Source organism: Planktothrix tepida PCC 9214 (assembly GCF_900009145.1).
In the GTDB taxonomy this organism is placed as follows: domain Bacteria; phylum Cyanobacteriota; class Cyanobacteriia; order Cyanobacteriales; family Microcoleaceae; genus Planktothrix; species Planktothrix tepida.
In genome coordinates this window covers 1-2,168 of sequence record NZ_LN889806.1, presented here as the reverse complement: position 1 = coordinate 2,168, position 2,168 = coordinate 1, and the positions used below count along the sequence as shown (strand labels likewise).

Sequence of the window (2,168 nt, the reverse complement as noted above, 5' to 3'; positions counted from 1 at the left end):
TTCGCTGAGGATTTTTCGCATTTCCGCGCGAGTTTCATCGGTAATAATTCGAGGGCCGCGAGTATAATCTCCATATTCAGCCGTGTTAGAAATGCTATCGCGCATTTTAGCTAAACCGCCTTCGACGACTAAATCCACGATTAATTTAACTTCGTGTAAACATTCAAAATAAGCCAATTCCGGCTGATAACCTGCTTCAACTAACGTTTCAAATCCAGCTTTAATTAAAGCACTTAAACCCCCACATAAAACCGCCTGTTCACCAAATAAGTCGGTTTCAGTTTCTTCGCGGAATGTGGTTTCTAAAATCCCACCCCGTGTGCTGCCAATGCCTCTAGCATAGGCCATTGCGCGGTCACGGGCTTGTCCAGACGCATTTTGATAGACGGCAAATAAAGCAGGAACCCCTTGGCCTTGTTCATAGGTGCGCCGCACTAAATGTCCAGGGCCTTTGGGAGCTATCATCACCACATCCACATTAGAGGGAGGAACCACTTGACCAAAGTGAATATTAAATCCATGGGCAAAGGCGAGGGTTTTGCCTTCGGTTAAATGGGGTTCAATTTCATTTTTATAAACGGTTTTTTGGACTTCATCAGGAAGCAAAATCATAATGAAGTCAGCAGCCTTAGCTGCATCTTCAACGCTATGCACGGTTAAACCGGCATCTTTGGCTTTGATGGCTGACTTACTGCCGGGATATAACCCGACAATCACATTCAGACCACTTTCTTTTAAATTCAGTGCATGGGCATGACCTTGGGAGCCATAACCAATAATGGCAATAGTTTTCCCTGCCAAAATATCTAAATTGGCATCTGCATCGTAGTACATCCGAGCCATCTGGCTTCTCCTTCGCCGTTTGTGGGGTAATTATCCAAAACTTTGATCATATCACAGGCTGGTATGATGTTACCGTTTATGTCGTCTCAGAGAAGGAATCCTTTAATCATGTTGGAGTATATTACCCTGCCCAATCAAGTTTTACCTCCCGTTGCTCCCTATTCCCATGCGGTGCGTGCTGGGGATTTTTTGTTTGTCACTGGACAACTCGCTGAAAATCCAGAAACTGGGGAAGTGATTAAGGGAACCATTGAACAACAAACTCAGCAAGTGATGGAAAACTTAAAATTAGTGCTAAATCATGCAAAAACCAGCTTAAATCGAGTTGTTATGGCTCGAATTTTTGTTACGGATTTTCGACATTATGAAACGGTTAATACCATCTATGCCTCTTATTTTGAAGCGGAACGTTTACCTTGTCGAACGACAGTTGGTGTCATGGGACTAGCCGGTTTAGGAGATGTTGAGATCGATTTAATTGTGTATTGTGGAGACTGATGGATGCCCGATCTCAAGAATTGTATCAGAGTATAAAATTATGTAAATATATATAGATAGAGTGATCTCGAAAGTCTATCCTTCTCTCAACGGTTAAAACACCTGCTATAATGAGTTTACAGCCAAAGTCTGTGAGATTAAATTAAACATACTCCCATTAAGTCTTATTTCAGCTTTCTCTCTATTCATGGAGAAAGGGGATCAGATCATGAATACTAGAAGATAAGCCCTCTACCTAAGGGAAGAGATAAGCGATCTAGGACTCAATACTAGAGGTGAGGATATGAAACAACCTTCACAGTTAACTCGGCTGATTTGGGATTTTTATCGGGAAAATCAACAGGAGCTAGATCAACTTCAACTCCTGGCGAATTGTAGAGTATTTCGACGGTGGGGAGTTTTACATATCCAATGCTTGACCCAGGAAATGGGTGAAGCACTCACACAGGTTTACAGTTTAATTCGAGAACCCGTTTCTCAAATGCGACTAGCCCCAAAAATTAAAATATCCGTAAAAAACATAACAGTTGCTGTTTTTTATGTTAAATCTGATCGAATTATGGCTTAAACGACTCAGGATGTTGTTGTTTTTAACATCCTTACAGAAGTTTAAGATCAACCCGTTCCCTGCTATTTCCCGAAAAGAAATGCAGGGAACTTGCTGAAAAATACCCAGAAATTAACGGATTGTTAACTCAAATCCGAAAGGATGAATTCTCCCAATGCGGTTATTAATTCGTTAATCACAGTTGTATTTTATTTACCCTCAACTGCTGAAATTAAAGTTGATAACCGAATGTCAGGATATTAATTTTGAGAGAAATTAC

3 protein-coding genes are annotated in these 2,168 nt (G+C 40.9%); 2 read left to right on the top strand and 1 reads right to left on the bottom strand.

Features of this window, described 5'->3' with window-relative positions; translation table 11 throughout:
• Positions 1-843: ketol-acid reductoisomerase (ilvC, locus tag PL9214_RS19680; RefSeq protein WP_072720479.1), on the bottom strand; the 843-nt coding region annotated here is incomplete at its 3' end.
• A gap of 108 nt (positions 844-951) precedes the next feature.
• Here ilvC and PL9214_RS19675 point away from each other — a divergent pair.
• Entirely contained in the window at positions 952-1,341 is a 390-nt protein-coding gene (locus PL9214_RS19675) for a RidA family protein (protein ID WP_072720478.1), read from the top strand.
• 283 nt (positions 1,342-1,624) lie between these two features.
• On the top strand, positions 1,625-1,909 hold the full coding sequence (locus tag PL9214_RS19670; protein ID WP_072720477.1) for a hypothetical protein: 285 nt from the start codon (positions 1,625-1,627) through the stop codon (positions 1,907-1,909).
• Positions 1,910-2,168: the final 259 nt, after the last annotated feature.